Source organism: Arthrobacter sp. MW3 TE3886, from assembly GCF_041262145.1.
Taxonomy (GTDB): Bacteria; Actinomycetota; Actinomycetes; order Actinomycetales; family Micrococcaceae; genus Arthrobacter.
Genome location: NZ_JBGCAN010000001.1, coordinates 150608 through 176987 on the forward strand (window position 1 = coordinate 150608; position 26380 = coordinate 176987).

The window sequence follows — 26380 nt, forward strand, 5'->3', positions numbered from 1 at the left end:
GGCGGCAAGGTCTCGGACCGGGATGGCGACGGGACGCTGGGGGGCAGACACGGGCATTCTCCTGTCAGGAGTAAAGTAGGGTTATGCTCATGACATTACGCCCCGGCAAGGTAAGGAGTCAAGATGGTTTTTGCCCCTGACACGGAAGTTGCCCTGCGTTCTGTGGTCAACCTCATCAACACCGCGGCCAATGGTGAGGAACATTTGGCCACGGTCAAGGATCTGGACGACTTCCTGGAGGCCGAGGGCTTCACCGGTTCCCGCACCCGGGACGGGGCCGAGCTGGCCAGCGTGCGGCGGCTGCGCGGCGAGCTCGCCGAGCTCTGGCAGGCCGGGGAGTCAGCAGCCGCGGAGACCGTGAACCGGCTGCTCCGCGAGGCCCGGGCGCTGCCCCAGCTGGTCAAGCACGACCCCTGGGACTGGCACCTGCACGCCACCACCCCGGAGGCGCCGCTGGCCGACCGGATGAGCACGGAGGCGGCCATGGCGATCGTGGACGTGATCCGCAGCAAGGAAATGGACCGCCTGCTGGTGTGCGCCGCGGACGACTGCGACGCCGTCGTGCTGGACCTGAGCCGCAACCGCTCGAAGCGCTATTGCGACACGGGAAACTGCGCCAACCGCGCGCACGTGGCCGCGTACCGGGCCCGGAAAGCCGCGTCCTGACGCCGCGGGCGCGCCGCTGTGAGGCCTACGCCTGCTAAGCCCCGCTGTTAGGCCCGTGGCCCGTTGTCGCGGGAATCGCCGGGGCCGGCCTCGGGGCGGGGGTGCGCTGCCGGGCCGCCATGGCCGGAGGGCGTGCGCTTGGAACTTAGGTTAACGCCGGAGCCTTTCCCCAGATCGGCGGGGTTCTCCTTGTGGCTCATGGCCAGCATGGCGGCCACTACCAGGATCACAATAAAGGCGATCCCGGCGCCGATGAGCGCCAGATCGAAACGGGGTGCGCGGGCGCTGCCGCCCGAGGCGAAGATCAGGACGCCGAAGAAAACCACCACGGCCCAGAATGCGGAGAACATGAGCGGTCCCTTGACCGAGGTCCGCAGGCTGCGGGGCGCTCCGGGTTTCTGCTGTGCCAAGGTGTTTTCCTCCTGCAGCCCGCGCAAAGGCGCGGCTGTCTTGTTACCGCAATTGTTCTACGCCGGGTAGAACCTGTCGGTACTAGTTTACGGCCTCCGCGGAATCGCCCGGAGCATCATGGCGCAGGGTCAGTCCGGACAGCATCCACAGGACGCCGCTGATGATGGCCCCGCCGCCGGCAACGCCGAGGAGGGCGTGCGGGCCGAGGCCGATGAAGAACGGCAGCGCAATCGCAGTGCCCAGCCCGATCACACCGGAGGCGATCCAGTCGCGGGCCAGCACGGACCGGCCGCGGCTACGAATGCCCGCGAACAGCTCCGCGGCGCCGGCCACGCCCAGGCCCATTGCCGCGATGATTCCGAAGACCAGCGGGGCGGGGATCAGGGCCACGGCCGCGCCGGCTCCGGCCAGGGCTGCTCCGCCGGCGGAGAGGACCCTGCCGGCGCCTTCCTGCGGGCGGAATCCGGTCTTGGGCACCGTCCAGATCATCACCACACCAGTGGCCAGCAGGTAGAGGCCGCCGGCCCAGCCCATGCCCGACTCCGGGGGCGCCGCCCAGAACACGGTGACCGCGCCAAACACGAGCGCAACGGCCGCCCTGACAAGCACGGGCTTGAAGAGGTCGGCCGCGGCGCGGATGGCAGGGGTCGCGTCAGGCGCTGCGGGAAGAGTCACCCGTCCAGTTTAGTGCGAAGCCGCCGCTGAGCGCGTCTGCCGGCCGGGCGGGCCCAGTGCGCACCCAGCCTGCACTCACCGCGCGCCGAGGACCATCCACCGGTCCGTCCGGGCCCGGAGGCCCAGCGTGAGCGCCCGCGCCGCCATGTAGCCGAGTGAGAAGGCGGCCCACAGCCAGAGCAATCCCGTCCCGGCGCCAGCGCCGGAAGACAGCACGGCCAGCAGCAGCGGCAGGTAGGCGGCGAGATTGACGACCCCGGCGATCGCCAGGTAGCGGGCGTCGCCCGCGCCGATGAGGACGCCGTCGAGGACAAAGACGTATCCGGCCAGCGGCTGCCCGGCGGCGAGCACCCAAAGGGCGACGGTAAGCGCAGCCTGGACTTCGGCGTCGGGCGTGAAGAGGGCGCCCGCCCACGGTGCCGCGGCAGCCAGAAGGACCCCGGTCAGGACGCCGAAGCCGAGCCCCCACCGGGTCATGGTGCGCGTCAGCGCACGTGCCTCCACCGGCCGGACCGCGCCGAGTTCCTTGCCGATCAGGGCCTGGGCCGCGATCGCGAGGGCGTCGAGGGCGAAGGCGAAGAATGTGAAGATGGTCATGGCCAGCTGGTGCGCGGCGAGATTGACCGGCCCCTGGGCGGTGACCACCACCACCGTGGCGAGAATCGCAATCCGCAGGCTAAGCGTGCGCAGCATCAGCCAGGAACCCACTCCGGTCAGGGCCCGGATGCCACGCCAGTCCGGCCGCAGGGACACCCCGTTGGTGCGGGCGTTGCGCCGGACCATCAGCACATAGACGGCCGCCATGGCCCACTGCGCGATGCTGGTGCCCACGGCCGAGCCGGTGACGGACCAGCCCAGCCCGTAGACGAGGACCAGGTTCAGGGCGATGTTCAGCGTGAACCCTGCGGCGGCGACGATCAGCGGGGTCCGGGTGTCCTGGAGTCCGCGCAGCACGCCGGTGCCCGCGAAGATGAGCAGCATCGCCACGAGGCCTGGCATGGACCCGCGCAGGTAGTCCACGGCAAACCCATGCACCTCGCCCCGGGCGCCCATCAGGTCCAGCAGCGGCCCGGCGGCCAGGAATCCCGCGACCGCAAGGACGAGTCCGAGCAGGAGCGCCAGCCAGATGCCGTCGCGTCCGGCGGCGAGGGCCTTGGGCAGCTGGCCGTTGCCGATGGCCCGCGCCACTGCCGGCGTCGTGGAGTACGCGAGGAACACCATCAGTCCGACTGCCGTGTGCAGGACCGCCGATGCCAGCCCGACGCCGGCCAGTTCGGCCACGCCGAGGTGGCCCACAATGGCCGAATCCGCGAGCAGGAACAGCGGCTCGGCGATCAGCGCGCCGAAGGCCGGCACTGCCAGGCGCAGGATCTCCCGGCGCTGCCCGGTGGACGGCGGCGGGGCGGTGGACAGCTGCGGGGAAGGTTGCACGGCTTAACCCTAGCCGGGCAGCGAATCGACCTTGCGCGTCTTTTAGTTGACATTTCAACTAAATGTCGGGGAGACTGGATCTTGAACGCAACCGAAGCCGCGGCGCCAGAGAGCCGCGACGCCTCCTCCTTACGAAACGGTATTTCCCATGAACCAGCCCGCCCTGACCACCTCCGCCCGAACCATCCTGCGCGTCATCGCCGGCTTCCTGTTCGCCGCCCACGGCTGGCAGAAGTTCAACGAATTCACGATCGCCGGCACCCAGGCCGCCTTCTCCCAGATGGGTGTTCCGGCAGCCCAGGCGGTGGCTCCCGTCGTCGCCACCCTCGAGCTCGTCGGCGGTGTCGCGCTGATCCTGGGCGTGCTCACCCGCGTCTTTGCGGCCCTCCTCGCACTGGACATGCTCGGCGCCCTGTTCATGGTCCACGCCTCCGCCGGCGTCTTCGTCGCAACCGGCGGCTATGAACTCGTCCTGATCCTGGCGGCCGCCGCCGCAGCCGTTGCCCTCGTCGGCGCCGGCAAGCTCTCCGCCGACCGCGCCCTCTTCGGCCGCGCCGACTCGAAGCTCCGCGTCCTGGCCTAAGGCGTCCACGGCTTCGCTCACGGCCTACAGTGCGCGACGGCGGGCGGTCACCTTCTGGTGGCCGCCCGCCGTCGCATGTCTTCGGGATATGGCTGGGTTATGGCGTGCCGGACAGCGATTGTGTCGCCGGCCGGCGGCACGCGCCGGGGCAATCAGTAAACTCACAATATGAGCGAGAACGCGCCCAATTCCGTGACCCTGCGCTTCCTGGCGGCCCCCACCGATGTCGGGCACAGCGGCTCTGTCGACGCCGGCACCGTGCTCGAGTGGGTGGACAAGGCCGCCTATGCCGCCGCCGTCGGCTGGGCAAAGTCCTACTGCGTGACGGCCTACGTGGGGAACATCCACTTCGCGGACCCGGTCAACAGCGGCGACATGGTGGAGGTCGAGGCCACGATCGTGTACACCGGGCGGTCCTCGATGCATATCCGCACCGTGGTGTCCTCGGGCGATCCGAAGGGCGGCCCCGCCACCATGCGCAGCCAGTGCATCGTGATCTTCGTGGCCGTGGGCGCTGACGGCAAGCCGATACCGGTGCCGCAGTTCGTCCCCGTGACGCCGGAAGAAATCGAACAGCGGGACCACGCGCTGGCCCGGATCAAAGTCCGCGAGGACATCGTGGAGGCCATGAGCGCACAGGAATATACCGACGCCGGCACGGCCGAGCGTGTGGTGCTGCGGTTCATGGCGGCACCCACGGACGTGAACTGGGGCGGCAAGGTGCACGGCGGCATCGTCATGAAATGGATCGATGAGGCTGCCTACGTCTGCGCCTCCCGCTACTGCGGCAAGGACACCGTGGCCGTATTCTCCGGCGGTGTGCGGTTCTACCGGCCGCTGCTGATCGGCCACGTCGTGGAGGTGGAGGCCCGGCTGGTGTACACCGGAACGAAGGGCATGCACATCGCCGTCCACGTCCGGTCCGGAGACCCCAAGGGGCGCGAGCTGAACCTGACCACCTACTGCCTGACCGTCATGGTCGCCCGCGACGAGACCGGCACCTCGGTTCCGATTCCGCAGTGGGTGCCGGTGTCCGCGGAAGACATCCGGCTCCACGCCCACGCCCGCGAACTGCTGGAAATCCGCGGCCGGGCCCCGGGGAACCGGCTGCCCAACCACCTGCTCGCGGCCGGCGACCGCTAGGGCCGGACAGGGGCCAGGGGGCTAGAAGCCGCCGCCACCGCCGGCGTCGGCGGCCATGTTGGCAAACCGCGAGTAGTGGCCCTGGAAGGCCACCACAATGTCTTTTGTGGGGCCGTTACGGTGCTTGGCGATCAGGATGTCCGCCTCACCGGCGCGCGGGGACTCCTTGTCATAGACGTCTTCGCGGTGCAGCAGGATCACCATGTCGGCATCCTGCTCGATGGAGCCCGATTCGCGCAGGTCCGAGACCATGGGGCGCTTGTCCTGGCGCTGCTCGGAGCCACGGTTCAGCTGCGACAGCGCGATCACAGGCACCTGCAGCTCCTTGGCCAGAAGCTTCAGGGCACGGGAGAACTCGGAGACTTCCTGCTGGCGGGACTCCACCTTCTTGCCCGAGCTCATGAGCTGCAGGTAGTCCAGGATCACCAGCTTGAGGTCATGCTGCTGCTTCAGGCGCCGGCACTTGGCCCGGATTTCCATCAGCGACATGTTGGGGCTGTCATCGATGAACAGCGGCGCATCGTTCATCCGTCCCATGGTGGTGGCAATCTTGGACCACTGCTCGTCCTTGATGGTGCCCTTGCGGAGGTCCTGGAGGCCGATCGTGGCCTCGGCGGACAACAGGCGCATGGCGATTTCGTTGCGGCCCATTTCGAGGGAAAACATGACGGTCGCGAGGTTGTTCTTGATGGCGGCCGAGCGGGCGAAGTCCAGCGCGAACGTGGACTTGCCTACGGCGGGGCGGGCGGCGATGACGATCATCTGGCCCGGATGCAGGCCGTGGGTGAGTTCATCGAGCTCGTAGAAGCCGGTGGGGACACCCACCATGCCCTCGCCGCGGTGGCCCGAGGCCTCGATCTCGTCCACGGTGGATTCCATGACGTCCTTGAGGACCACGTAGTCCTCGGCGGTCCGGCGTTCGGCGACGGCGTAGACCTCGGCCTGGGCCTGGTTGACCAGGTCTTCGACCTCGCCGTCCTGTCCGTAGCCGAGCTGGACGATCTTGGTGCCGGCGTTAACCAGGCGGCGCAGCACCGCGCGTTCGCCCACGATTTCGGCGTAGTAGCCGGCGTTGGCGGCCGTGGGGACGGTCTGGATGAGTTCGTGCAGGTAGGCGGGTCCGCCGATCCTGTTGATTTCGCCGCGCTTGGTCAGCTCGTCCGAGACGGTGACGGCGTCCGCGGGCTCGCCGCGGCCGTAGAGGTCGATGATGGCCTCGTAGATGGTTTCGTGCGCCGGACGGTAGAAGTCCTGGCCACGCAGGATCTCAACGACGTCGGCGATGGCGTCCTTGGACAGCATCATGCCGCCCAGAACTGACTGCTCCGCGGGGATGTCCTGCGGAGGCTTGCGGCTGCCTTCGGCTCCCCGCGTACCCTCGACTGAGTCCAGATGCGTAACTGACAAAACTGCCGTCCTTCATTGTGTGATGCCGAATCGCTGTGACGCCGAACTGCAGTGACGCCGGACCGCTGTGAAGCCAAACCGCCGTGAAGCCAAACCGCCGTGAAGCCAAACCGCTGTGAAGCCGGCGGCAAACCCCGGCACATGCCGGCCGCTTTATTCTTACCAGTCAGCTCCGACAGTTCGCGCGGTCCGACCACCGCGGTTATCCACAGTGTTGGTGCGGCTCCGTGGGCATCGGGCCCCGGGGTCGGTGGCCTGGTTGGCACCACCCGGTGACCGCAGGTTTTCCGCTTCCCACGCCCGATATCCTGCAACGTTATCCGCCGATGGGACAGGCACCAACCCGGCAACTCCGCTGCCCTGTGGATAACCTGTGCACTAGTGCCTGATGCTTGTGCACAGTCTGTGGGTAGAGCTGTGGATAGAAAAAAAGTTAAGCCTGTAATCTGTACTTGACCTGCGGAAATGTTGGATTCATCTTGTGGACACAAAACAATTTCCGCCAAGCTTCATCCACAGCCTGCACCTTGGGGCTGGGGATACGAGGCAGCGCAGGAGGCCACATTTGCCGCCCGATTTGCACATTTTGTGACCGGATTCATCCCACCGAAGCGAATTGACGCCGGCCGCCGCGCACTGTACGCGAGGTGCGGAACATGCTGTGGATAACGGCAATCTGGCATAAGCTCTAACCATGGGCGATGTACTGATAGTCATGTTGCCTGCCCTCATCCTCACGGCGGTGCTCTGGGCGGCGGTCACGGCGCTGAAGCCGCGGAACCACGGCATCTCAGAGGCCGAGCGCTACCAGCAGGAACTGGCGGTTAAGTCCCAGGCCCACTACGCGGCGCAGGTCCATGCTGCCGAGGCCTCCCGCGCCCGGATTGAAGCGACCACGCGCCCCAGCCAGAACTCCCAGCAGCAATCGCAACAGGCCGACCACGCCCGTTCCGCCCTGCTGGGCCGGGGCGGCGCCGGCCACGAGGACGCGCTGTTCGCCATCGGACACCTTAGTCCGCAACTCCTCCTGCAGCTGCAGTCGCTGGCCCGCGACGGCCAGAAGACGAAGGCCGCCCGGCTGCTGCGGCAGTCGACCCATTCGGATCTGAAGACCGCAAAGTATTACGTAGATCGGCTCTAGCACATGGACTCCCTGCTCATTCCCGTACTGATCCTGGTGCTCGTGGCCGCCGCTGTGCTGATGGCCGTCCGGGCGTGGAGCCGCCGCGGTAAACGCTCCAGTCCGGCACCCACGCCGCAGCCGGACCACGACTCCGCTGAGCTGGCCCGGACCGCGGCCGCCAGGCTCACCCAGGAACAGCACCGGCAGCTCTACGCGCTCATCGCGCAGGGGCAGGCCATGGCCGCCATCAAGGTCTACCTCGAGGCAACAGGCGAGGGCCTCCGGGCGTCCCGCGACGCCGTCGCGGCACTGGCAGCCCACCCCCAGCCCTTCCGCGCCCCGGAGCCAGCCCCGGCGGCCGTTCCGGACGACGACGACGTCCCGCAGCGGTTCTCGTACCGCTACCGCGCGATCGCCAGCAAGGGCGATGTCACCCGCGAGGTGAGCAGCAACATGCTCAATGATGAGATCTACGGGAGGATCCGCACCCTGGCCAAGAGCGGCGACACCGAGGCCGCAGCGACCGCCCTGACCCGCCACTCGGATATTTCCATGAAGCAGGCCCGGGAATTCATCGCACTGCTCGGCGACTGAGCACCGCGGGCCCCACGCCCAGTCCGGGCCACCCTCAGGGCCCGGGAGTCCGCAGGGCTAGAAGTCGAACAGGTCCCCCAGCCAGCTTTCCTTCTTCTTGGGACGGCGCCGGTCATCGTAACGCGGCTGCTCATACCTCGCCTGGTCGGGACGGGGACGGTCGCGGCGCTCATCGTACCGGCGGTCGTCATAGCGGCGGTCATCCGGACGCCGGTCATCCCGGCGCGGGTCGAGGTTGTACAGCGGGGGCGGTATGTGACCGGGTGTCGTAGGTGGCATCGCTGCCGGCGGCAACGGCGCGGCGGGGCCTGCAGCTGCCGGGCCCAGTGACTCCGCCGCACGGTCGATGATCTTGTCCAGCTCTCCCCGGTCCAGCCACACCCCGCGGCATTGGGGGCAATAGTCGATCTCCACACCGCTGCGTTCACTCATGATCAGGTCAATAGAATCCACGGGACACTTCATGTCCCGGACAACGAGCGGGCGGCCGAAAAGGTTCGGACCGACGCTGCAGGTTCGGAGGGCCGGCGGGCCCTACCGCTGGGCAGAGATCCCGGCGAGCAGCTGCTCAAACGGCAGGGACTCCAGCGCGGCCGGCTTCTGCTGCGGCCCTGAGTCCTGCAGCAGGACGACAAACTCCCCCGCCGCCCGGTCCACGCGCACCGAGAGCGGCGAGCCGCCGTCGTCGTTGTTTCCCCAGTCCTGCGGGCCGGCGAAAACCGCGGTGGCGGCGATCCGGGTGCGCAGGTAGGTGAAGAGCGGCCGCATCGCGAAGTCCAGCACCATCTGGTGCCGGTCCGTTCCGGCGGTGGCCCCGATCAGCACGGCCTTGCCCTCGAGCGTCTTGGGGTCGAGCACGTCGATGAAGGACTTGAAAAGCCCGCTGTAGGATGCGCTGAACACGGGGCTGACGGCGATCAGGCCGTCGGAGGCCTCGACACCGGCGATCACTTCGGCCAGTCGCGGAGCCGCATATCCGGTCACAAAGTTGTTGGCGATGTCCACGGCGAGGTCCCGCAACTCCAAGACCTCGATCTCCACTGCGTAGCCGGCCGCGGCAAGCTGCCGCTCGGCCGAGGCAGCCAGCTGGTCCGCCAGCAGGCGGCTCGAGGAGGGGACGCCGAGTCCGGCGGAGATAACGGTGATACGGCGGGTTTCCACGGAGAGCTCCTAAGTTGAATCCTGGCAACACGACTACATGCGTTTGCATCTACCTTTAGAAGCGGCGGGGGCGGGGATTTATTCCCGGGCACCCGCCCGGCCTGACAGGACTGCCGCGCTCTGCCAGACTTCCCTCATGGCTGACAACAAAACACAGGCAACCGGCGCGTCGGTTCAGGAGTTCCTGGCTGCCGTCGAGCATCCGGTCCGGCGCGCTGACGGGTTCCGCCTGCTGGCACTGATGTCCGAAATCACGGGGGAACCGGCGCAAATGTGGGGTCCGACGATTGTGGGCTTCGGCCGCTACCACTACAAGTACGCGAGCGGCAGGGAGGGCGATGCCGCGGCGGTCGGCTTCTCCCCCAGGAAATCCAGCCTGTCGCTCTACGGCCTGACGTATGGGCCCGAGGCCGCCGAACTCCTCGGCAGGCTGGGCAGGCACAAGCTCGGCGCAGGCTGCCTGTACGTCAACAAGCTCGACGACGTCGACGAGGCCGTGCTGGCGGAATTGGTCCGGCTCGGCTACCGGCATGTCACCACGGTGCTGCACCACGGCTAGGCCCCGTGCGCTGGAGTTGAAAGCAGAAGGCTCCCGCCTTCGGTCCCTCAGAGGGGTCCGGAGGCGGGAGCCTTCCAGCAGTTCAGGACTGCAGCCGGTGAGGGCTACTTGCCTGCGACTACGTCGAGTTCGATCACAGCGGAAACGTCGTCGTGGAGACGGACGTTTGCCTGGTAGGAACCGGTCGACTTGATGTGTGCCGGCAGTTCAACCTTGCGCTTGTCGATGCGGCCCAGGCCTGCGGCCTCAACAGCGTCGGCCACGTCGCCCTGCTTGACGGTGCCGAACAGGCGTCCGGTTGCGCCAGCCTTGACGACCAGCTTGACCGGCTTGGCGGAGAGTGCAGCAGCCTGCTTCTGAGCGTCTTCCAGGGAAGCGTGCTCGCGGGCAACGCGGGCAGCCTTGATGGACTCAACCTGCTTCTCGCCACCCTTGGACCAGGTCAGGGCGAAGTTGCGGGGCAGCAGGTAGTTACGTGCGTAACCGTCCTTGACCTCGACAACGTCGCCAGCAGCACCGAGACCGGTTACTTCGTGGGTCAGAATGAGCTTTGCCATTTTAGTTAATCCCTTCCTTAGCCGCGGCCAGCGCCGGAGTAAGGCAGCAGAGCAACTTCGCGGGCGTTCTTGATTGCCTGGGCGATCTTGCGCTGTTCCTGCACCGTGACGCCAGTGACGCGACGGGCGCGGATCTTTCCGCGGTCGGAGATGAACTTGCGCAGCAATGCTACGTCCTTGTAGTCGATGACAGTGATGTCAGCGGCCTTCAAGGGGTTGGACTTTGGTTTGGGCTTACGGAGTTCAGCCTTAGCCATCGTGGAGCTCCTATTCGATGGAGCCCGTGGATATTGATCCACGGGATGGTGGTGATCCGGCGCAGTCTGCACCAGGCCGCCTTGCGGCGGCCAGTCGGTTTTCGTTGCCGGACCTTAGATGTTGTTTAGAAGGGAGGTTCGGAATCCGGGCCGTTGCCCCAGCCGCCGCCCGCATTGCTGACCCCGGGCGTGGCCCACGGGTCTTCCTGCGCGGCGGGCTGGTTGCCGCCCCATGTCCCACCGGTGTTGCCGCCCTGGTTTGCACCCTGGCCGCCACCGAATCCACCGCCGCTGTTGCCGCCGCCGAAGCCACCCTGGCCACCCTGACCGCCGGAGCGCTGGGTGCGGTTGACCTTGGCGTTGGCGTAGCGCAGGCTCGGGCCGATTTCATCGACCTCAAGCTCGATAACGGTGCGCTTCTCGCCTTCTTTTGTTTCGTAGGAACGGCTCTTCAGGCGGCCGGAGACGATCACGCGCATGCCCTTGGTCAGGGACTCGGCGACGTTTTCGGCTGCTTCGCGCCAGACCGAAGCGCGGAGGAACAGGGTTTCCCCGTCCTTCCACTCATTGGACTGCCGGTCGAAGGTGCGGGGAGTAGAAGCGATGGTGAAATTCGCTACGGCCGAACCGGACGGTGTGAACCTGAGTTCGGGGTCATTGGTGAGGTTACCGATAACCGTGATAGTGGTTTCGCCTGCCATCTACTGCCTCCTTGTGCGTTCCTGCGGGGATGAAGATTGAAGGTTGCCCGCTGAATTACTCAGCAACAACTTTCTGCTCTTCGGGGCGGGTGATCTTGGTGCGCATGATGGTCTCGTTGAGACTCAGCTGGCGGTCAAGTTCCTTGGCGGTAGCCGGCTCAGCGGTGAAGTTCACCACGGCGTAGATACCTTCGGACTTCTTCTGGATTTCGTAAGCCAGGCGACGACGGCCCCAGATGTCAACCTTTTCGATGGTTCCACCATCGTTGGTGATGACGTTCAGGAACTTCTGAAGCGACGGCTCAACGGCACGCTCTTCGACCTCGGGGTCGATGATTACCATCAATTCGTAAGGACGCATATGTGAACCCACCTCCTTTGGGCTAAGCGGTTACGGCATTTCCGTAACAGGAGGTTCATTTGCGGTGCCATGCAGTGCCCGGCCGCCGGAACGGAGGCAGGGCGCAGCACAGACTTCAATATCTTAGTGCATCGGGGCTGGTTTCGACGATTCCTGATGGGGCCACGCTAGACCCGGGCGCCCGGCGCCGGAAGCTGGCGGGACGCTCATGTGGAAAACCGCCGCACGGAACGCGGCGGGGCGGGTTCCCGGGACATGGTCTGTGCCATGATCTGAAAATGGACACCGACACCGATTCCTCCTCCGTGCCGCCACCGGTACGCCGCAGCCGGCTGCGGTTCGCGGCCATGATGATGGTCGGCGTGATCGCCGCCGCGGTGACCGGGCTGGCAGGGTACTGGGTGGAGGCGCCGGCGGTCGGCTGGACCTGCGCCGCGGCCTGCTACGTGGTCTGGGTCTGGCTGGTGGTCGGCCGGCTGGACCCCACCCAAACCAGGGCCCACGCCACGGCCGAGGACCCGTCCCGCAGCGTCACCGACCTGCTGATCCTGACCACGAATGCGGCGAGCCTCGTCGCGGTGGCCGCCGTCGTCATCGATTCCCACAGCACTGACACCTGGGCGCGCTTCGGCGGCGGGTTTTTGGTGCTGTCCTCGGTGGCGATGTCCTGGCTGCTGGTCCAGACCTTGTTCACGCTGCGTTACGCCGAGCTGTACTACAGCACCGACGTCCGCGCGGGGGCGGCGGTTGGCGGCATCGACTTCAACCAGGCCGGCCCCCCGCAGTACACGGATTTCGCCTACCTCGCCACGAGCCTCGGCATGACCTACCAGGTCTCGGACACTGCCCTGGAAAACCACAGTGTGCGCGCCGAGGCGCTCAAACACAGCCTGCTGTCCTATGTTTTCGGGACCATCATCCTGGCCGCCACACTCAACCTCGTGGTCGGGCTGACCGTCTAGGCCCGGCTCAGGCCCGGCCACGCCCGTCAGAGGTCCCCGCCAGGCTTGCCGGGGCGCCGCCAGGCGTCAGGCTGCCGTCCGGAAAAACGTCCGGGTCACCACGGCCAGCCGGTGCGGGTCCTCGACACCGCAGAGCTCGCGTGCCGAATGCATCGACAGCAGGGCGACGCCGACGTCGACCGTCCGGATTCCCAGCCGCGTGGCGGTCAGCGGGCCGATCGTGGACCCGCACGGCATCACGTTGTTGGAGACGAACTCCTGGTACGGAATCCCGGCGTCGGTGCACAGCCGGGCCCAGAGGGCGGCCCCGGCGGCGTCGGTCGCATAGCGCTGGTTGGCGTTGATCTTCAGCAGCGGACCGCCGTTGAGGACCGGCCGGTTGGCGGGATCGTGCCGCTCGGGATAGTTCGGGTGCACGGCGTGGCCCGCGTCCGCGGAGACGCAGAACGAGGCCGCGAAGGCCTGCCGCCGCTGGCTTGCCGAGGCACCGAGTCCGTCCGAGATCCGCACGATCACATCTTCGAGGATGGGCCCGCACGCTCCGGACCGGGACGCCGAGCCGATTTCCTCGTGGTCGAAGGCGGCCAGCACGGCGATGGGCGCACCGTCCGGCAGCGGCGTGGCGGCGTGCGCCACCAGGGCCGTGAGCCCTGCGTGCGTCGCGGAGAGGTTGTCGAGCCGGCCGGAGGCGAAGAATTCGCCCCTGGCGCCGAACACCGCCGGGGCCTGGGTGTCCGCGACGACGACGTCGTACCCGCCGATCTGCGCCGGATCCACTTCGGCGTCGGCAACCCGGTCCGCGAGGAGTCCGAGCAGGTCCTCGCCGGCGGGATCGCCCAGGCCAAAGACCGGATTCATGTGCTGCTGCTTGTCCAGGGCCAGACCCTCATTGACGGCCCGGTCCAGGTGGATGGCGAGCTGCGGGAAGCGCAGCAGCGGGCCGGTGGCCGTGAGGTGCTGGGTGCCGTCGCGCATGACGAGCCGGCCGGCGAGCTGGAGTTCGCGGTCCAGCCAGGAGTTCAACAGGGGTCCGCCGTAGACCTCGACGCCGGCCTGCAGCCAGCCGAACTTGCCGGTGGTGGGCTTCGGCTTGAGTTTGAAGGACGGCGAGTCCGTGTGCGCGCCGAGGATGTTGAAGCCCGTGGTCGGTCCGGCGCCTGCCGGCACCACCCAGGCGATGAGGGCGCCGTCGCGGATCACGTAGAACTTGCCGGCAGCGGCGGCCGCGGGCTCCGGCCAGGGCTGCAGTTCGTCCAGGCCCGTGAAGCCCGCCGCGTCCAGCCGGCGCGCGGCTTCGTGGACGGCGTGGAAGCTCGACGGCGACGCGCTGACGTACGCGCCGAGGTCCTGGATGTGCTCTGCGGCAGTGCTCGGTGTTGGCATGGCTCCGAGTCTAGCCCGGCGCGCACGGGCCCCCGGGAGCCGGGCGGTGCCGTGCCTAGACGGTGACGTTGAGACCGGCGGCGTAGCCCGCGGCTACCGAGCCGGTCATGGTGGCCAGCTGGTAGATGCCGCCGTCGTCGCCGAAGACGTTGTCGGACTTCAGCGTGGTGCGGGGGAAGTTCTGCGCGCTGGATTCGTACCCGGCCGACGCGTAGACCTCCTTGCAGGCCGCCTCGGTCAAGGCGATCTGTGACACCGCCAGGACCTGGCCGGCCGCCGTCGCATTGTTCATGGACTCGAACACTTCGAAGTGGATGTGTGGCCAGCGGCCGTTGTAGGCGCCGGGGTAGATGGTCTTGAACGTGACCTGGCCGTTGGCGTCGGCCTCCTGGACGCCGCGGAGGTAGTTCTCGTTTTGAAGCCCGGAATCGTACATGGAGTACTTGCCCTCGCGGTCACAGTGCCAGGCGTAGACTGCGGCACCGGCCAGCGGGGTGCAGCCGTTGGCGTTGTCGAGCAGGGTCAGGGTGACGGTCAGCGGTACGCCCTCGGCCGTGCTGGTGGAGGTCCCGAAGCTGGACGTGATGTCCTGACGGACCACACCGGATGCCTCGAGGACGTTGGGACCGTTGGAACCGTCACCGGGGAAGGGCCCGGCGGTTTCCTGCGGGATTTCAACCCCGCACTCGGCGATTGCCCGGGTCAGCGTCGGAGTGGCCGAGGCCGAAGTCGCTGCGGTCGACGTTGCCGCCGACGTGGCCGCGGCCGACGTCGGACTGCCGCTGCTGCCGCCGGTGCCGCTGGTGCCGCCCGGGCTGCAGGCCGCGAGGGCCGCGGCCGTTCCCGCGCCGAGGAACATGCCCAGCGATCGGCGGCTCACGAGGGTGGAGAGATCGAATTCCAGGCCGCGGTCATGGTTGGGGTGCGGCTCGTGCGGGGGCTGGGGCATTTTTGTCATGAGCCCATCGAACCCGGCCGCGCTATGGGCTGGCTAGTCCCTTCCTGTGCTGCGGCTGTGCTCCCGCGGGACATGCCCTCCCCTCGGCCCCGGGACTGGGCATGTCCCGCGGCCCGCATGGAGATGCCCTCCCCTCGCGCCGAGCAGTAGACATAATGGTGCTATGTCCAATGATGGGCGCGGGGGGAGGGCATGTCCGGTGGTCCGGGACCCGCGGGGGCCTTCCGGGCTACGACACCGGGCGGGCGCCCACCGTGGCGTCCTCGGCGCCGGCCTCGGCGTCAGCCACCGTGGCGTCCCCGGTGACAGTCCCGGCGGCACCTGCTGCGGGAACAGCGGCCTTCGAACCGTTCCTGCGGTAGCGGATGACCCCGATCCCCACGACGACGGCGGCGAGAGCCAGCGAGAGCAGCAGCGATTCCCGCGTGGATTCCAGGATCACCATGCCGATCAGCAGGGCCACGATGCTGACGATCGAGACCCAGGTCAGGTACGGGAAGAGCCACATTTTCAGCTGGAGGTCCTTGGCGGCGGCCCCCATGCGGCGGCGCAGGATCAGCTGCGAAGTAGCGATCACGAGCCACACGAACAGCGCGATGGCGCCGGAGGTGTTGACCAGGAACAGGAAGACCGTGTCCGGGGCGACGTAGTTCAGTCCGACGGTGACGAAGCCGACCACCGTGGAGGCCAGCACCGCGGCAGCAGGCACGCCGCGCCTGGAAATCCGCATCCACGACTTGGGGGCATCGCCGCGGCGGGACAGCGAGAACAGCATGCGGCTGGCGGTGTAGAGGCCGGAGTTCAGGCAGGAGAGCACCGAGGTCAGCACCACAATGTCCATGATGGTTCCGGCGCCGGGGATGCCGAACAGCTCGATGACCGCAACGTAGGGGCTCTTGGCGACGGAGGCCGAGTTCCAGGGCAGCAGGGTGACCACAATGGCGATGGAGCCGATGTAGAACACGAGGATGCGCCAGACGGTGGACTTAACGGCCTTCTTGACGGCATCGACCGGGTTCTCGGATTCGCCGGCGGCGATGGTGGCAATTTCGGCGCCGAAGAACGAGAACACCACCACGAGGATGCCAGCCAGGACGGCGCCGGGGCCGTTGGGCATGAACCCGCCGTTGCCAATCAGGTTGTCCAGGCCGGGCGCCGGAACGCCGGGGACGAGGCCCAGGATCGCGGCGGCGCCGAAGAGCAGGAAGAGCACGATGGCCGCGACCTTGATGGAAGCGAACCAGAACTCGAACTCGCCGTACGACTTCACGGACCCGAGGTTGGTCAGCGTCAGCAGCACCATCAGGGCAAGCGCCCACTCCCACTGGTCAATGCCGGGGACCCAGCGGTGCATGATCGCTGCCCCGGCCGTGGCCTCGATGCCGAGGACAATGATCCAGAACCATGCGTAGAGCCAGCCGATGCTGAACCCCGCCCAGCGGCCCAGGGCCTTGTCCGCGTAGGTGGAAAATGAGCCGGTTTCCGGGTTGGCCGCGGCCATCTCGCCCAGCATCCGCATGACGAGGATGACGACGAGTCCCGCCGCGGCATAGGCAACCAGGATGCCAGGGCCGGCCTGCTGGATCGCCGCACCCGAACCGACAAACAGTCCGGCGCCGATCACGCCGGCGATCGCAATCATGGACAGATGCCTGGGTTTCAGGGATTTTGAGAGCTGCTGGTCAGCGGGCATGGAGGCGCCGTCCTTCGTGGGGGGTTCAGGCCCGCTCTGTGCCGGCACGGAATCGAATCCATGCTGTGCGGCGGACCACAATGTCGTTTCACACTAGACCGCGCGGCGCACCGTCCGTCTTGTGCAGTCCCACAAATGACGCCGGGTGAGACCGGGCTATCCCCCAACGGGAAGGCCAAGAAGGCAACCAACGTTGCCTCACGGGCAATTCGGCAATGTGCCTGAAACCACTGCTTCAGGCACTACCGGCCGGTAGCCTGCCTCGCGGCCGCCGGGCGGCGGCCGTCAGTAGTCCGCGTTGCTCGGCACCACGAGGCCGGTCTCGTACGCGTACACCACGGCCTGGACGCGGTCGCGGAGGTGGAGCTTGGTCAGGATCCGGCGCACATGCGTCTTGACGGTGGCCTCGGACAGGAAGTATCGGTGCGCGATTTCGGCATTGGAGAGCCCCTCCGCCATCGCCCCGAGCATCTCGTTTTCGCGGGGTGTCAGGTCCTCCAGCAACGGATCCCGCGCCGGGCGTGCGGGGCTGCCGGCGCCCTGGCCGCCGGCGCCCGCTGTCCCTGCAGGATCCATGCCGCCGGCGCCGCGGACATAGGTCTCCAGCAGCCGCTGTGTAACGCGCGGTGCCACCACGGCATCGCCGCTGGCCACCACCCGCACCGCGCTGATCAGTTCCGCCGGCGCCACGTCCTTGAGCAGGAACGCAGAGGCCCCGGCCCGCAGGGCTGCAAAGGCGTATTCATCGAGGTCAAAGGTGGTCAGGATGATGATTTTGGCGTCGGATCCCGAGGCGGCGATGGCCCGGGTGGCCTCGATCCCGTCCAGCACCGGCATCCGCACATCCATCAGGACGACGTCGGGCGCGAGCTCCCGGACGTGGCGGACCGCTTCGGCACCGTTGGATGCCTCGCCCACGATGCTCAAATCGTCCTCACCCTCCAGAATGAGGCGGAAGCCCATCCGAAGCAGCGGCTGGTCATCCACCAGCAGGATGCGTACCGGTCCGTTGTCGGACATGGTTCCCCCTTGATTCCGTGGCATTCTCGCCGTTGCAGTTCAGTTCCGCGTGCACGCGCCAGCCGCGGTCACCGGCGCGCCCGGCGTACACGGTGCCGGCGTAGATCCTGGCCCGCTCCCGCATTCCGGCGATTCCATGCCCGGTGCCGAAGGAGTCCAGTGCGTCCGGCTTTGCCTGCGCGCCGGTTCCGGGCGTGCCGGAGTCAACGCTGCCCCTGCCGTCGTCAAGCACTTCAATGGTGACGCGGGAGCCGTTCCGGACAATGCTGACGTCCACCCGGCTGAGCGCGCGGCCGTAGCGCAGCACGTTGGTCAGCGATTCCTGCACAATTCTGTACACGGTCAGCTGGAACGCCGCATCGGCTGGCAGGGACGGGCCGGTGTGCGTGTAATGCAGCGGCAGTCCCGCGGTGCGGAAGCCCTCGAGCAGTTTGGCCAGGCTGCCGCCGGCCACCAGCGGCTCGCGCGGGGCATGTCCCGTGGCGGCGTCCTCGCGCAGCACGCCAAGGACGCGCCGCATGTCGGCCAGCGCGGCGCGTCCGGTCCGGGAGAGTTCGGCCAGGACGCCGGCGGCGCGCTCGGGATCCTTCTTGACCACGACGGCGGCGCCGTCCGACAGGCTGATCATGACCGTGAGCGAGTGCGCGACGACGTCGTGCATTTCGCGCGCGATCCGGTTCCGTTCCGTGACCGAGCCCAGCTGCTGGGCCCGGGCGGCCCAGGCCGCAATCTCGTGCTCGTGCTCGCGCCGTTGCCGCACCGAGATCCCGATCCCCGTGGCGATCACATTCGAGAGCGCGATGCCGATGCCCGCCGCGATGCCCGTGAGCAGCTGGAAATTCTCCGGTGTGCGGACCGCCATGTCCGGGAGCCGCCCGTCCAGCGGGCCGACGGCCAGCAGGAGGTACAGGAGCAGAAGCGGGGCCGTGGTCAGGGGCAGGGCGGCCAGGGCGAACCGCCGGGTGCGGACGACGGCGACGGCGTACAGCGAAAACCACAGCCCTGCGGAGACATTGGATCCCCAGGGATGCAGGAGGGTGACCGCCAGTTCCAGGGCCCCCACAACGGCCGCCACCGGGACCGGATACGCCCGCCGGAAGAGCAGGACGGGCGCGGCGGCGGCGAGCAACACGGCCACCGGCCAGTCGCCGTGGATGATCGATTCGACCGCCGTCGGCGTCACCAGGACCAGGTAGCAGAGCACCACCAGGACGTCCATGACCCGCGGGTTGGCCAGCAGGTAGCGCCGGAGCCGGCCGCGGCGGCGGGCCGTGAGTTCAGCGAGGGACGCGTCGGCCGGTCCGGCCGGCGCGTCCCTGACAGGTACCGCATCGATCATGCTCTGAGCCTAGACTCTGGTGCCTGTGGCGCCGGCCTAGACGTCCCGCCTCTTGAGCAGAATGGCGGCCAGGAGCACCGGGGTCACAACCCAGGCGCCCAGCACCAGGCCGGCCTGCCAGGCTTCAAGCGTGTCCGGGAGGTGCTCCACCGCGGTCAGCGGCTCCACGGTGTTGCCGGGCAGGTACTTGCGGGCCTCCACGAAGAAGTCGCCCGGGATGAGCTGGAAGGCGATGGGCGCCACGAAGAACAGGCCCACCAGGCTCATGATGCCGCCCGCCGAGTTGCGGATCAGGGTGCCCAGGGACATACCGATCGCCGCGACTGCTGCCACGTAGATGCTGTTGACCATGAGCATCTTCAGCGACTGCGAACTGCCCAGGTCCAGGGCGAGTCCGTAGTTGTCCAGGATCGGCACGGAGACGAACCCGGCGGCCAGGGTGGACGCGGCCGTGACAACGAAGGACGTCACCACCACCACCACGAGCTTGGCCGCGAACGCGGGGATGCGTTTTGGCACTGCCGCGAACGTGGACCGCGCCATGCCCGTGGTGAATTCGGAGCTCATCAGCAGCACGCCGAGGGAGCCCAGGATCAGCTGGGCAAAGGCGATGCCGGAGGTGGGGACGCCGACGGCGAGGTCCCCGCCCTGCGCCGCGATCGTCGCGGCCGCCTGCGGGTCCTGGGCTGCGGCCTCGGAGAACTGGCCCGTCCCCCAGGCCGAAAGCGCCCCGAATCCCACCATGACCACCACTGTGGAGCCGAGCAGGATCAGCGTGGAGAGCAGGGTGCGGAACTTGATGAATTCGGAGTTGAGGACCCGCAGGAAGCTGGGGCCGGGGCCGGAACTGCTGCCGTTTCCGGACCGCTGTGCGTCGGCGCCGCGGCGGGAGGGCGTGGATTCAACGGTTGTGGAGCTCATGGCTTAGTTGCCTCCGACTTCGACGGGAACGGCGCCCGTGGTGATCAGCGAGTGGTATTCGACCTCATCCTTGGTCAGTTCCATGTAGGCCTCCTCGAGGCTGGCCTGCAGCGGGGTGAGTTCGTAGATCATGACGTGGTTCTCCAGCGCCGCAGTGGCGATCTGCCGCGGGTCCAGGCCTGTGACTTCGAGGAGTTCGCGCTCCTGGACCTCCACCGAGACGCCGCTCCCGGCCAGCAGCTGCATGAGCCGGTCCGGCTGGTCGGTGCGGACCCGCGTGCGGCCTTGGTCCTTGCCGGTGATGATCTCCTGGATCGGGGCGTCCGCAATGATCCTGCCCCGGCCGATCACGATCAGGTGGTCCGCCGTGACGGCCATCTCGCTCATGAGATGGCTGGAAAGGAAGACCGTGCGGCCTTCGGAGGCCAGGTACTTCACCAGGTTGCGGACCCACACCACGCCCTCCGGGTCAAGACCGTTGACGGGCTCGTCCAGGATGACGGTCTGCGGGTCGCCCAGGAGGGCGGCGGCGATGCCCAGCCGCTGGCCCATGCCGAGCGAGAAACCGCCGACCTTCTTCCTGGCCACCTCGGCCAGTCCGGTCATCTCAATGACTTCGTGGACCCGTTTCTTCGGGATGCTGTGGGTCGCCGCCATGGCCAGGAGGTGGTTGTAGGCGGAGCGGCTCGTGTGGACGGCCTTGGCATCGAGCAGCGCGCCGACGTCGCGCAGCGGGGCGGCGTGCCCGGTCAGCGGGGACCCGTTGACCGTCACTGAGCCCGACGTCGGACGGTCCAGCCCCATGATCATGCGCATGGTGGTGGATTTTCCGGCCCCGTTCGGGCCCAGGAAGCCGGTGACCCTGCCGGCTTCGACGGTGAAGTTGACGCCGGCGACGGCGGTCTTGTCGCCGTAAACCTTGGTCAGGCCTCGTGCTTCGATCATGGAAGCTTCCTTTGCGTAGCGGGGATGGTCCGGGGCACCGCAGTCACGGGCCCGTCTGCAAACCACGCTACCGAGGCCGGCGGCGTATTTCGCCGGTCTCAGGGATGATTCAGGGGCGAATCAGGGTAGTCCGCGAGGATGACAGGGTTCACCTGAGGGGCGAGTAGTAGGTCAGCGCGCCGGGGCGGACCGTGAATTCGACGTGCCGCACCCCGGGCATGACCTCTCCGTCGACGGCGAGGACCATGGGCCCGTTCCCGGGTTCTACCGTGATCCGGTCCGTTTCGCTCAGATGGGTGATCCCGGACGTGGCCACGGTGCCCGTGAGCACGGCCCAGATCAGCCGCAGCCGGGCGAACGGCTCATCGGCAGTAATCATCCGCAGGTCCAGGACACCGTCCGCCAGCACCGGGCGCACCAGTGGCGCGTGGTCGCGCGGGTAATACCGGCCGCGGCCGATGTACAGGATCCACAGCCGGTGCCGCACGCCGTTGACGATCAGCGTGGTGGGGGTCCCGGCCGCGAAGGTCCGGACCATGGCCACGACTCCGGCCAGAGGTTTACCCAGCGCCGGCTGGAGCTGTTCGCGCCGGCGGACCAGGTTCGGGTAGAGGCCGATGCTGGCCGTGTTGAGCATGATCAGCTCGAGCTGCTCCGGGCTGTCGGGGAGCCCGCGTTCGACGCTCACGTGGCCGACGTCGGCCACGGCGGCCTCGCCGCGAGACGCCGCCTGCACGGCATCCGCCAGGGTGGGGGTCCCGGCGTCGCGGGCGAAATGGTTCAGCGTTCCGCCGGGGAGCACCAGCAGCGGGAGGGAACGTTCGACGGCGGCGGCCGCCGCGGCGCCCACGGTCCCGTCGCCGCCCCAGACGCCTAGGGCCGCAATGCCCGGCCGGGTCGCGACGTGGGCAATGCCCGCATCGACGGACTCGTCGGGCCCGATTTCCTTTATATACGCTTTGGGGAATACATTCTGCAGGGCGTCGACGGTCTCGTCAGCATAGGACCCGCCGAGGGTGTTGACGGCGATGCCGAGCCCCTGGCCGTCCGGGAGCTCCACGGCCCGGGCGGCGCTGCGGCGGGTTTCCGGGAACGGCGGCCGGACGGGCCACCACTTCCGCGTCACCATGGCCGCGCCGGCGCCGATCGCGGAACCGAACAGTACATCCGAGGGCCAGTGGGCCCCGGTGTGGACCCGGGAGTAGGCCACTCCGGCCGCGACAGGGGCCAGCGCCGCCCCGAGTGCCGGGCGGACCATGCCGACTCCGAGCGCGAAGGCCACCGCGGAGGCCGAGTGGCCCGACGGCATCGACGAACTCGTCGGCTGCGGGTTCACGAAGCGGAAGACCGGAAGGTGTTCGGGCAGGGGGCGGGTCCGGGGCAGGAGGGTCTTGAACACGAGGTTCGTGACCGCCGAGGCCGCGCCCTGCGCGATAAGTCCGTGCACCGCTGCCCGGCGTGTCTTTCCGGGCACCAGGGCCATGGCTCCGGCGACGCCGAACCACAGTTTGCCCTTGTTCGCGGCGGCGGACAGGCGGCGGAAGAACTCGTCATGGCCTCCGCCCGGCAGATTGGATACGGCGCGCACCAGATTGCGGTCGAATTTCGACAGGCGGCCGGGGGCCTTCCTCAGCATGGTTCGCATTGGACCACCATACTGCCGGATGCGGCCAGCGGGGGGCCGGGTCCGGCGGGCGCGCGGGAAGCTGCCCCGCAGGCACCTACTTCGCGGGCAGGGGCTTCGCGGGCAGGGGCTTCGCGGCTCCGGCGAGCACCAGCGCCACCACAATCGGAATCCCGATCGCCAGCAGGGCGGTCCTGATGCCCGTGACGTCGCCCAGGTAGCCCAACAGGGGCGGCCCGGCCAGGAAGGCGATGTAGCCCAGTGTGGACACCACGGACACCCGGGCGGCCGCCTTCCGGGGGTCGTCCGCCGCGGCGGACATCCCGATCGGGAACGCGAGGGCGGCCCCCACGCCCCACAGCACGGCGCCGGCGGCGGCCAGCCAGATGGTGCCGGCGAACACGAAGAGGCAGAGCCCAGCGGTGGCCGCCGCCATGCTGGCGCGCAGCACGGCCACGCGTCCGTAGACGTCGATCGCACGGCCACCAAAGAAGCGCATGGCGGTCATGGCCAGCACGAAGGCGGCGAACAGCAGCGCCCCGGTCGATTGTTCGGCGCCCAAGCCGTCAACCGCGGCCTTGGCAATCCAGTCGTTGCCGGCGCCTTCGGTCAGGGTGGCGCCGAGAACGACGACGCCGATCAGCAGCGTGCGCCCGTCCCGCCAGGCCGAACCGGCCTTGCCGCGGTCCGCGTCCCCCGCGGCGGGTGTCTCGGCAGGCAGATGGGGCAGGAAATACCGGGGGGCCACCGCGGTCAGGACGGCGACGACGGCGGCAATGACCAGCAGGTGCTCCGGGAGCCCGACCCCCAGGGTGGACAATCCGGCGCCGATCAGGGCGCCGACGAACGCGCCGCCGCTGAAGGCCGCGTGGAACTGCGGCATGATGGTGCGCCCGAGCCGGTGTTCGACGTCGGCACCTTCAATGTTCTGCGAAACATCCCACAACCCGACGCCGATCCCGAAGAAGAACAGGGCAATGGCAGTCCCCGGGACGGAGGCCGCCATCAGTGACAGCGCGACGCCGACACCGGCCACCGCAGCCACCAGTCCGGCGCTGCGGACGGTGTTGGCGGTCCCAATCCGGCCGACGACGAACCCGGCCGTCGGCAGGGCGATCAGCGAACCGACCGCCAGGCACAGCAGCAGGGTTCCCATCTGGCCCGCGGTGATGTGCAGGATCTCGGTCACGGCGGGGATGCGGGCTGCCCAGCTGGCAAAGACTAATCCGTTGATCCCGAAGACAAGGAAAGTCGCCCCGGTGGCAGCCTTCAGTTGCGGGACGGTTGCGGTACTGGTCATACGATCACTGCTTCCACCGAGTGTTGCGCGAGTTGGTCAAGTTCTTCAGCGCTGAGCTGCCGGTCGGTCACGATGGCATCCACGGCGTCCAAGGATGCGACGAGGGCGACGGCGCTGGCGTTCCATTTGGCACCGGCACAGGCGACGATCACCCGGGCGGCGGATTCCAGGCCGGCGCGCTTGACCGCGGCGTCGTCGAGGTCGTGGGCCAACAGCCCGTCCTTGAGGTTCAGGGCGCACGGGGTGACGACGGCGGTGTCGAAGCGCAGCGAGCGGATGTTGGATTCCGTCATGGGCCCGCGGAACGACAGTTCGCCGGGAACGAGGCTGCCGCCGGGCAGCAGGAGCTCGGGGCGGCGGCCGGCCGGACCGTCGTCCGGGGACAACGCGGTGACGGCCCGCAGTGACATCGGCATGATCGTCATCTCCCGCTGGCGCAACAGGCGCGCGATCTCCGTGGCGGTGGTGCCGCTGTCCAGCCAGAGGTGTCCCCGGTCCGCGAGCATGGCCGCCACCCCTGCGGCGATCCGCACCTTGGCGGTGTGGTCCTCAAGTTCGCGTTGCCCGTAGTGCGGGTTTTCACCGCCAAAAACCAGGCTCTTGGCTCCGCCGTGGACCCTCCGCAACACGCCATGCAGGGCCAATGTGTCGAGGTCACGGCGGATGGTGGCACCGGAGGCGCCGCAGGCGGCCATCAGCTCGTCCACCGTCACATGTTCCCGGTCGCGCAGCATTCCGCCGATCAGGCGGTGCCGCTCATCAGTGCTCATGCTCAAATGCTAACGGTTTGTGATCATTTAATCATTTGATGCGCAACCCAAATGGCAACGCGGGGTCACTTAGCGCCCATAACCGCCCCGGAAACGGGCCGTATCTGACCCCGCGTTGCTTAGCGGGCGCGCTCAACGCGCTTTTCGTCCCAGACCGGTTCGGCGGACTCGTAGACCCTGCCGTCGGAGCCGAAGACCAGGAACCGGTCGAAGGTGCGGGCGAACCAGCGGTCGTGGGTGACCGCCAGGACGGTGCCCTCGAAGTGGTCGATCGCCCGTTCCAGGGCCTCGGCCGAGTGCAGGTCCAGGTTGTCCGTGGGCTCGTCGAGCAACAGCAGCGTGGCACCGGAGAGCTGCAGCAGCAGGATCTGGAACCGCGCCTGCTGGCCGCCGGAGAGGGATTCGTACTTCTGCTCGGACTGCCCCGCCAGCCCATAGCCGTCCAGCGCCCCGGCGGCGGCTTCGCGGCCCATCCCCGAGCGGTGCTCGTCGCCCCGGTGCAGGATTTCAAGCAGGGTCTTACCCAGCAGGTCGGGCCGGACGTGGGTCTGGGCAAAGAAACCGGGCCGGATCCGGGCGCCGAGTTTCACGGTGCCCTCGTGCGGCACCTCCGCGATCTCGACGTCGGACACCGGCAGGTGCTCCCGCTCGGGATCCGTGCCGCCGGTGGCGAGCAGCCGCAGGAAGTGGCTCTTGCCCGATCCGTTGGAACCAAGGACGCCCACCCGGTCGCCGAACCAGATTTCCGTGGAGAACGGCTTCATCAGGCCGGTCAGTTCCAGCTTCTCGGCCACGACGGCGCGCTTGGCGGTGCGCCCGCCCTTGAGCCGCATCTGCACATTCTGCTCGATCGGCAGGGCCTCGGGCGGGCCGGCCTCGAGGAACTTCGCGAGCCGGGTCTGCGCCGCGTGATAACGGTTGGCCATGTCGGAACGGAACGCGGCCTTGTTCTTGTACATGTTGACGAGTTCCTTAAGCTTGACGTGCTCCTCGTCCCAGCGCTTCCGCAGCTCCTCGAAGCGCGCGTTCCGGTCGGCCCGGGCGTCCACGTAGGAGCCGAAGCCGCCGCCGTGGATCCAGGCGCCGGCGCCGTTGATGCCCGGTTCCAGCGTGACGATGCGGCCTGCGGCGTTGTTGAGCAGTTCGCGGTCGTGGCTGATGAAGAACACGGTCTTCTTCGAGTCGTTCAATTTGGCCTCGAGCCAGCGCTTGCCCGGAACATCGAGGTAGTTGTCCGGCTCGTCGAGGAGCAGCAGTTCGTCGGGGCCGGCGAAGAGGGCCTCGAGGACCAGCCGCTTCTGCTCGCCGCCGGAGAGGCTCGACGCCGGGCGGTGCTGTGCCCGGTCGAACGGCAGGCCGAGGGCGGCCATGCAGACCTCGTCCCAGACGGTTTCGACGTCGTAGCCGCCGGCGTCCCCCCAGTCCACGATCGCCTGGGCATAGGCCATCTGGGTGGGCTCGTCGTCGTGCTCCAGCATGGCGAGCTCTGCCTCGTCGACGGTACGCGCGGCGGCGGCAAGGGCGGGCGGGGCGGCGGAGACCAGCAGGTCGCGGACCGTGGAATCGTCCCGGACCTGGCCCACGAACTGGCGCATGATCCCCATGTTGCCGGAGCGGCCGATCACGCCTTCGTCCGGGACGAGGTCCCCGGAAATGATCCGGAACAGCGTGGTCTTGCCGGTCCCGTTGGGCCCGATCAGCGCGGTCTTGGTGCCGTCCGGGACCTTGAAGGTCACGCCGTTGAGCAGCTGGGTGCCGTCGGAGAGGAAGTAGTCGATGCCGGATACGTCAATATGAGCCACGCGTTCAATCTTCCCACGGCCGGGAAAGCGTCCG

The 26380-nt window shown here is 68.0% G+C and carries 28 protein-coding genes; 7 read left to right on the plus strand and 21 right to left on the minus strand.

What is annotated here, in order from left to right:
* Positions 1–123: 123 nt before the first annotated feature.
* Positions 124–666: an ABATE domain-containing protein gene (locus ABH915_RS00720; RefSeq protein ID WP_370116684.1), complete on the plus strand. Its 543-nt coding sequence runs from the start codon at positions 124–126 to the stop codon at positions 664–666.
* 47 nt (positions 667–713) lie between these two features.
* Here ABH915_RS00720 and ABH915_RS00725 read toward each other — a convergent pair whose 3' ends face one another.
* From ABH915_RS00725 to ABH915_RS00735, 3 genes are all read right to left on the minus strand, one after another.
* Complete coding sequence (locus tag ABH915_RS00725; RefSeq protein ID WP_370116687.1) at positions 714–1076, minus strand: hypothetical protein; 363 nt, start codon at positions 1074–1076, stop codon at positions 714–716.
* An 82-nt stretch (positions 1077–1158) separates the two neighbouring features.
* Positions 1159–1752, minus strand: a complete 594-nt coding sequence (locus ABH915_RS00730; RefSeq protein WP_370116690.1) for a hypothetical protein — start codon at positions 1750–1752, stop codon at positions 1159–1161.
* A 75-nt stretch (positions 1753–1827) separates the two neighbouring features.
* Entirely contained in the window at positions 1828–3183 is a 1356-nt protein-coding gene (locus tag ABH915_RS00735) for an MATE family efflux transporter (RefSeq protein ID WP_370116693.1), read from the minus strand.
* A 148-nt stretch (positions 3184–3331) separates the two neighbouring features.
* On the opposite strand from ABH915_RS00735, the gene ABH915_RS00740 reads away from it, so the two are divergent.
* Both ABH915_RS00740 and ABH915_RS00745 read left to right on the plus strand, forming a co-directional pair.
* Positions 3332–3766: a DoxX family protein gene (locus ABH915_RS00740; protein ID WP_370116696.1), complete on the plus strand. Its 435-nt coding sequence runs from the start codon at positions 3332–3334 to the stop codon at positions 3764–3766.
* 168 nt (positions 3767–3934) lie between these two features.
* A complete protein-coding gene (locus ABH915_RS00745) occupies positions 3935–4909 on the plus strand; it encodes an acyl-CoA thioesterase (RefSeq protein WP_370116699.1) in 975 nt (324 codons plus the stop codon).
* A 21-nt stretch (positions 4910–4930) separates the two neighbouring features.
* On the opposite strand, the gene dnaB is transcribed toward ABH915_RS00745, so the two are convergent.
* Positions 4931–6316, minus strand: coding sequence for a replicative DNA helicase (dnaB, locus tag ABH915_RS00750; protein WP_018775337.1), 1386 nt, complete (start codon positions 6314–6316; stop codon positions 4931–4933).
* Positions 6317–7010: 694 nt separating this feature from the next.
* On the opposite strand from dnaB, the gene ABH915_RS00755 reads away from it, so the two are divergent.
* Together ABH915_RS00755 and ABH915_RS00760 are read left to right on the plus strand one after the other, a co-directional pair.
* On the plus strand, positions 7011–7457 hold the full coding sequence (locus ABH915_RS00755) for a hypothetical protein (protein WP_370116703.1): 447 nt from the start codon (positions 7011–7013) through the stop codon (positions 7455–7457).
* Between the two features lie 3 nt (positions 7458–7460).
* Positions 7461–8033 carry a hypothetical protein gene (locus tag ABH915_RS00760; protein WP_370116706.1) on the plus strand — a complete coding sequence of 191 codons (573 nt, stop codon included), beginning with the start codon at positions 7461–7463 and terminating at the stop codon, positions 8031–8033.
* Positions 8034–8090: 57 nt separating this feature from the next.
* Here the strand turns inward: ABH915_RS00760 and ABH915_RS00765 are convergent, their stop codons facing one another.
* Complete coding sequence (locus ABH915_RS00765) at positions 8091–8498, minus strand: zf-TFIIB domain-containing protein (RefSeq protein ID WP_370116709.1); 408 nt, start codon at positions 8496–8498, stop codon at positions 8091–8093.
* 69 nt (positions 8499–8567) lie between these two features.
* Complete coding sequence (locus ABH915_RS00770; RefSeq protein WP_370116712.1) at positions 8568–9194, minus strand: FMN reductase; 627 nt, start codon at positions 9192–9194, stop codon at positions 8568–8570.
* A gap of 136 nt (positions 9195–9330) precedes the next feature.
* On the opposite strand from ABH915_RS00770, the gene ABH915_RS00775 reads away from it, so the two are divergent.
* A complete protein-coding gene (locus ABH915_RS00775) occupies positions 9331–9753 on the plus strand; it encodes a DUF1801 domain-containing protein (protein WP_370116714.1) in 423 nt (140 codons plus the stop codon).
* A gap of 104 nt (positions 9754–9857) precedes the next feature.
* Here the strand turns inward: ABH915_RS00775 and rplI are convergent, their stop codons facing one another.
* The 4 genes from rplI to rpsF all read right to left on the minus strand — a co-directional run bounded on the left by rplI (position 9858) and on the right by rpsF (position 11629).
* Positions 9858–10310, minus strand: coding sequence for a 50S ribosomal protein L9 (gene rplI / locus ABH915_RS00780; RefSeq protein WP_018775331.1), 453 nt, complete (start codon positions 10308–10310; stop codon positions 9858–9860).
* Between the two features lie 17 nt (positions 10311–10327).
* Entirely contained in the window at positions 10328–10567 is a 240-nt protein-coding gene (gene rpsR / locus ABH915_RS00785; RefSeq protein ID WP_003800144.1) for a 30S ribosomal protein S18, read from the minus strand.
* Positions 10568–10692: 125 nt separating this feature from the next.
* Positions 10693–11268 (minus strand): single-stranded DNA-binding protein, encoded by a 576-nt coding sequence (locus ABH915_RS00790; protein WP_018775330.1) that lies wholly within the window; start codon positions 11266–11268, stop codon positions 10693–10695.
* Positions 11269–11323: 55 nt separating this feature from the next.
* Positions 11324–11629, minus strand: coding sequence for a 30S ribosomal protein S6 (gene rpsF / locus ABH915_RS00795; protein WP_026266755.1), 306 nt, complete (start codon positions 11627–11629; stop codon positions 11324–11326).
* Positions 11630–11907: 278 nt separating this feature from the next.
* On the opposite strand from rpsF, the gene ABH915_RS00800 reads away from it, so the two are divergent.
* Positions 11908–12591 carry a DUF1345 domain-containing protein gene (locus ABH915_RS00800; protein WP_370116729.1) on the plus strand — a complete coding sequence of 228 codons (684 nt, stop codon included), beginning with the start codon at positions 11908–11910 and terminating at the stop codon, positions 12589–12591.
* 66 nt (positions 12592–12657) lie between these two features.
* On the opposite strand, the gene ABH915_RS00805 is transcribed toward ABH915_RS00800, so the two are convergent.
* The 11 genes from ABH915_RS00805 to ABH915_RS00855 all read right to left on the minus strand — a co-directional run bounded on the left by ABH915_RS00805 (position 12658) and on the right by ABH915_RS00855 (position 26346).
* On the minus strand, positions 12658–13974 hold the full coding sequence (locus ABH915_RS00805) for a M18 family aminopeptidase (RefSeq protein ID WP_370116732.1): 1317 nt from the start codon (positions 13972–13974) through the stop codon (positions 12658–12660).
* Between the two features lie 55 nt (positions 13975–14029).
* Entirely contained in the window at positions 14030–14923 is an 894-nt protein-coding gene (locus ABH915_RS00810; protein ID WP_370124905.1) for an intradiol ring-cleavage dioxygenase, read from the minus strand.
* Between the two features lie 238 nt (positions 14924–15161).
* Positions 15162–16625, minus strand: a complete 1464-nt coding sequence (locus tag ABH915_RS00815; protein WP_370116735.1) for an amino acid permease — start codon at positions 16623–16625, stop codon at positions 15162–15164.
* Between the two features lie 285 nt (positions 16626–16910).
* Positions 16911–17645 (minus strand): response regulator, encoded by a 735-nt coding sequence (locus tag ABH915_RS00820; protein ID WP_370116738.1) that lies wholly within the window; start codon positions 17643–17645, stop codon positions 16911–16913.
* A complete protein-coding gene (locus tag ABH915_RS00825; protein ID WP_370116740.1) occupies positions 17605–18984 on the minus strand; it encodes a sensor histidine kinase in 1380 nt (459 codons plus the stop codon). The genes ABH915_RS00820 and ABH915_RS00825 overlap by 41 nt, the downstream gene beginning before the upstream one ends.
* Positions 18985–19020: 36 nt before the next feature.
* Positions 19021–19905 carry an ABC transporter permease gene (locus ABH915_RS00830; RefSeq protein WP_370116743.1) on the minus strand — a complete coding sequence of 295 codons (885 nt, stop codon included), beginning with the start codon at positions 19903–19905 and terminating at the stop codon, positions 19021–19023.
* Between the two features lie 3 nt (positions 19906–19908).
* Positions 19909–20850, minus strand: coding sequence for an ABC transporter ATP-binding protein (locus ABH915_RS00835; RefSeq protein ID WP_370116746.1), 942 nt, complete (start codon positions 20848–20850; stop codon positions 19909–19911).
* A 148-nt stretch (positions 20851–20998) separates the two neighbouring features.
* The gene (locus ABH915_RS00840) at positions 20999–22495 is read right to left on the minus strand and encodes a bifunctional phosphatase PAP2/diacylglycerol kinase family protein (RefSeq protein WP_370116749.1); all 1497 of its coding nucleotides are present in this window, start codon (positions 22493–22495) and stop codon (positions 20999–21001) included.
* Between the two features lie 76 nt (positions 22496–22571).
* A complete protein-coding gene (locus ABH915_RS00845; RefSeq protein ID WP_370116753.1) occupies positions 22572–23774 on the minus strand; it encodes an MFS transporter in 1203 nt (400 codons plus the stop codon).
* A complete protein-coding gene (locus ABH915_RS00850) occupies positions 23771–24544 on the minus strand; it encodes a DeoR/GlpR family DNA-binding transcription regulator (RefSeq protein WP_370116756.1) in 774 nt (257 codons plus the stop codon). The genes ABH915_RS00845 and ABH915_RS00850 overlap by 4 nt, the downstream gene beginning before the upstream one ends.
* A gap of 119 nt (positions 24545–24663) precedes the next feature.
* Complete coding sequence (locus ABH915_RS00855) at positions 24664–26346, minus strand: ABC-F family ATP-binding cassette domain-containing protein (RefSeq protein WP_018775317.1); 1683 nt, start codon at positions 26344–26346, stop codon at positions 24664–24666.
* Between the last annotated feature and the right edge of the window lie 34 nt (positions 26347–26380).

Bases quoted from the DNA above. Each gene is read 5' to 3' on its own strand.
- ABH915_RS00825 (WP_370116740.1), bottom strand. From the start codon at position 18,984: ATGATCGATGCGGTACCTGTCAGGGACGCGCCGGCCGGACCGGCCGAC.
- ABH915_RS00820 (WP_370116738.1), bottom strand. From the start codon at position 17,645: ATGTCCGACAACGGACCGGTACGCATCCTGCTGGTGGATGACCAGCCG.
- rpsR (WP_003800144.1), bottom strand. From the start codon at position 10,567: ATGGCTAAGGCTGAACTCCGTAAGCCCAAACCAAAGTCCAACCCCTTG.
- ABH915_RS00755 (WP_370116703.1), top strand. From the start codon at position 7,011: ATGGGCGATGTACTGATAGTCATGTTGCCTGCCCTCATCCTCACGGCG.
- ABH915_RS00740 (WP_370116696.1), top strand. From the start codon at position 3,332: ATGAACCAGCCCGCCCTGACCACCTCCGCCCGAACCATCCTGCGCGTC.
- ABH915_RS00830 (WP_370116743.1), bottom strand. From the start codon at position 19,905: ATGAGCTCCACAACCGTTGAATCCACGCCCTCCCGCCGCGGCGCCGAC.
- ABH915_RS00835 (WP_370116746.1), bottom strand. From the start codon at position 20,850: ATGATCGAAGCACGAGGCCTGACCAAGGTTTACGGCGACAAGACCGCC.
- ABH915_RS00815 (WP_370116735.1), bottom strand. From the start codon at position 16,625: ATGCCCGCTGACCAGCAGCTCTCAAAATCCCTGAAACCCAGGCATCTG.
- rpsF (WP_026266755.1), bottom strand. From the start codon at position 11,629: ATGCGTCCTTACGAATTGATGGTAATCATCGACCCCGAGGTCGAAGAG.
- ABH915_RS00790 (WP_018775330.1), bottom strand. From the start codon at position 11,268: ATGGCAGGCGAAACCACTATCACGGTTATCGGTAACCTCACCAATGAC.
- ABH915_RS00745 (WP_370116699.1), top strand. From the start codon at position 3,935: ATGAGCGAGAACGCGCCCAATTCCGTGACCCTGCGCTTCCTGGCGGCC.
- ABH915_RS00720 (WP_370116684.1), top strand. From the start codon at position 124: ATGGTTTTTGCCCCTGACACGGAAGTTGCCCTGCGTTCTGTGGTCAAC.
- ABH915_RS00810 (WP_370124905.1), bottom strand. From the start codon at position 14,923: ATGCCCCAGCCCCCGCACGAGCCGCACCCCAACCATGACCGCGGCCTG.
- ABH915_RS00805 (WP_370116732.1), bottom strand. From the start codon at position 13,974: ATGCCAACACCGAGCACTGCCGCAGAGCACATCCAGGACCTCGGCGCG.
- ABH915_RS00765 (WP_370116709.1), bottom strand. From the start codon at position 8,498: ATGAAGTGTCCCGTGGATTCTATTGACCTGATCATGAGTGAACGCAGC.
- ABH915_RS00845 (WP_370116753.1), bottom strand. From the start codon at position 23,774: ATGACCAGTACCGCAACCGTCCCGCAACTGAAGGCTGCCACCGGGGCG.
- ABH915_RS00760 (WP_370116706.1), top strand. From the start codon at position 7,461: ATGGACTCCCTGCTCATTCCCGTACTGATCCTGGTGCTCGTGGCCGCC.
- rplI (WP_018775331.1), bottom strand. From the start codon at position 10,310: ATGGCAAAGCTCATTCTGACCCACGAAGTAACCGGTCTCGGTGCTGCT.
- ABH915_RS00850 (WP_370116756.1), bottom strand. From the start codon at position 24,544: ATGAGCACTGATGAGCGGCACCGCCTGATCGGCGGAATGCTGCGCGAC.
- ABH915_RS00840 (WP_370116749.1), bottom strand. From the start codon at position 22,495: ATGCGAACCATGCTGAGGAAGGCCCCCGGCCGCCTGTCGAAATTCGAC.
- ABH915_RS00800 (WP_370116729.1), top strand. From the start codon at position 11,908: ATGGACACCGACACCGATTCCTCCTCCGTGCCGCCACCGGTACGCCGC.
- ABH915_RS00775 (WP_370116714.1), top strand. From the start codon at position 9,331: ATGGCTGACAACAAAACACAGGCAACCGGCGCGTCGGTTCAGGAGTTC.